The organism is Citrobacter sp. TBCS-15 (genome assembly GCF_005280815.1).
GTDB lineage: Bacteria > Pseudomonadota > Gammaproteobacteria > Enterobacterales > Enterobacteriaceae > Citrobacter > Citrobacter werkmanii.
On record NZ_SZWK01000123.1, the window covers coordinates 1 to 2557 of the forward strand.

1 tRNA gene and 1 rRNA gene are annotated in these 2557 nt (G+C 51.5%); both read left to right on the forward strand.

The features are described from left to right. Positions 1-81: 81 nt before the first annotated feature. A tRNA-Glu gene (locus FDW96_RS11775) sits at positions 82-157 on the forward strand. A 209-nt stretch (positions 158-366) separates the two neighbouring features. Continuing rightward, positions 367-2557: ribosomal RNA gene (locus tag FDW96_RS11780) — 23S ribosomal RNA — on the forward strand; the annotation flags it as partial.

A 2557-nucleotide genomic window follows, 5' to 3' on the forward strand; every position in this document is an offset into this window, starting at 1 on the left:
AAAGAAACGTTCTTTGTAGTGCTCACACAGATTGTCTGATGAAAAGTGAATAGCAAGGCGTCTTGCGATTGAGACTTCAGTGTCCCCTTCGTCTAGAGGCCCAGGACACCGCCCTTTCACGGCGGTAACAGGGGTTCGAATCCCCTAGGGGACGCCACTTGCTGGTTCGTGAGTGAAAGACGCGTACCCTGATATCTCAAAACTCATCTTCGGGTGATGTTTGAGATATTTGCTCTTTAAAAATCTGGATCAAGCTGAAAATTGAAACGACACACTGTGTCTGTTCTCCGTAATAAGAACAGATAAATGGTGTGTTCGAGTCTCTCAAATTTTCGCAATCAGAAGTGAAACATCTTCGGGTTGTGAGGTTAAGCGACTAAGCGTACACGGTGGATGCCCTGGCAGTCAGAGGCGATGAAGGACGTGCTAATCTGCGATAAGCGCCGGTAAGGTGATATGAACCGTTATAACCGGCGATTTCCGAATGGGGAAACCCAGNGTTAACTGAATACATAGGTTAACGAAGCGAACCGGGGGAACTGAAACATCTAAGTACCCCGAGGAAAAGAAATCAACCGAGATTCCCCCAGTAGCGGCGAGCGAACGGGGAGCAGCCCAGAGTCTGAATCAGCTTGTGTGTTAGTGGAAGCGTCTGGAAAGTCGCAGGGTACAGGGTGATACTCCCGTACACGAAAACACACTTGCTGTGAACTCGAAGAGTAGGGCGGGACACGTGGTATCCTGTCTGAATATGGGGGGACCATCCTCCAAGGCTAAATACTCCTGACTGACCGATAGTGAACCAGTACCGTGAGGGAAAGGCGAAAAGAACCCCGGCGAGGGGAGTGAAAAAGAACCTGAAACCGTGTACGTACAAGCAGTGGGAGCACCTTCGGGTGTGACTGCGTACCTTTTGTATAATGGGTCAGCGACTTATATTCTGTAGCAAGGTTAACCGTATAGGGGAGCCGAAGGGAAACCGAGTCTTAACTGGGCGTTAAGTTGCAGGGTATAGACCCGAAACCCGGTGATCTAGCCATGGGCAGGTTGAAGGTTGGGTAACACTAACTGGAGGACCGAACCGACTAATGTTGAAAAATTAGCGGATGACTTGTGGCTGGGGGTGAAAGGCCAATCAAACCGGGAGATAGCTGGTTCTCCCCGAAAGCTATTTAGGTAGCGCCTCGTGAACTCATCTTCGGGGGTAGAGCACTGTTTCGGCTAGGGGGTCATCCCGACTTACCAACCCGATGCAAACTGCGAATACCGAAGAATGTTATCACGGGAGACACACGGCGGGTGCTAACGTCCGTCGTGAAGAGGGAAACAACCCAGACCGCCAGCTAAGGTCCCAAAGTCATGGTTAAGTGGGAAACGATGTGGGAAGGCACAGACAGCCAGGATGTTGGCTTAGAAGCAGCCATCATTTAAAGAAAGCGTAATAGCTCACTGGTCGAGTCGGCCTGCGCGGAAGATGTAACGGGGCTAAACCATGCACCGAAGCTGCGGCAGCGACACTATGTGTTGTTGGGTAGGGGAGCGTTCTGTAAGCCGTTGAAGGTGTCCTGTGAGGGATGCTGGAGGTATCAGAAGTGCGAATGCTGACATAAGTAACGATAATGCGGGTGAAAAACCCGCACGCCGGAAGACCAAGGGTTCCTGTCCAACGTTAATCGGGGCAGGGTGAGTCGACCCCTAAGGCGAGGCCGAAAGGCGTAGTCGATGGGAAACAGGTTAATATTCCTGTACTTGGTGTTACTGCGAAGGGGGGACGGAGAAGGCTATGTTGGCCGGGCGACGGTTGTCCCGGTTTAAGCGTGTAGGTGTGTGTTCCAGGTAAATCCGGTTCACTTTAACACTGAGGCGTGATGACGAGGCACTACGGTGCTGAAGTGACAAATGCCCTGCTTCCAGGAAAAGCCTCTAAGCATCAGGTAACACGAAATCGTACCCCAAACCGACACAGGTGGTCAGGTAGAGAATACCAAGGCGCTTGAGAGAACTCGGGTGAAGGAACTAGGCAAAATGGTGCCGTAACTTCGGGAGAAGGCACGCTGATATGTAGGTGAAGCGGTTTACCCGTGGAGCTGAAATCAGTCGAAGATACCAGCTGGCTGCAACTGTTTATTAAAAACACAGCACTGTGCAAACACGAAAGTGGACGTATACGGTGTGACGCCTGCCCGGTGCCGGAAGGTTAATTGATGGGGTTATCCGTAAGGAGAAGCTCTTGATCGAAGCCCCGGTAAACGGCGGCCGTAACTATAACGGTCCTAAGGTAGCGAAATTCCTTGTCGGGTAAGTTCCGACCTGCACGAATGGCGTAATGATGGCCAGGCTGTCTCCACCCGAGACTCAGTGAAATTGAACTCGCTGTGAAGATGCAGTGTACCCGCGGCAAGACGGAAAGACCCCGTGAACCTTTACTATAGCTTGACACTGAACACTGGTCCTTGATGTGTAGGATAGGTGGGAGGCTTTGAAGTGTGGACGCCAGTCTGCATGGAGCCATCCTTGAAATACCACCCTTTAATGGCTGGTGTTCTAACGTGGGCCC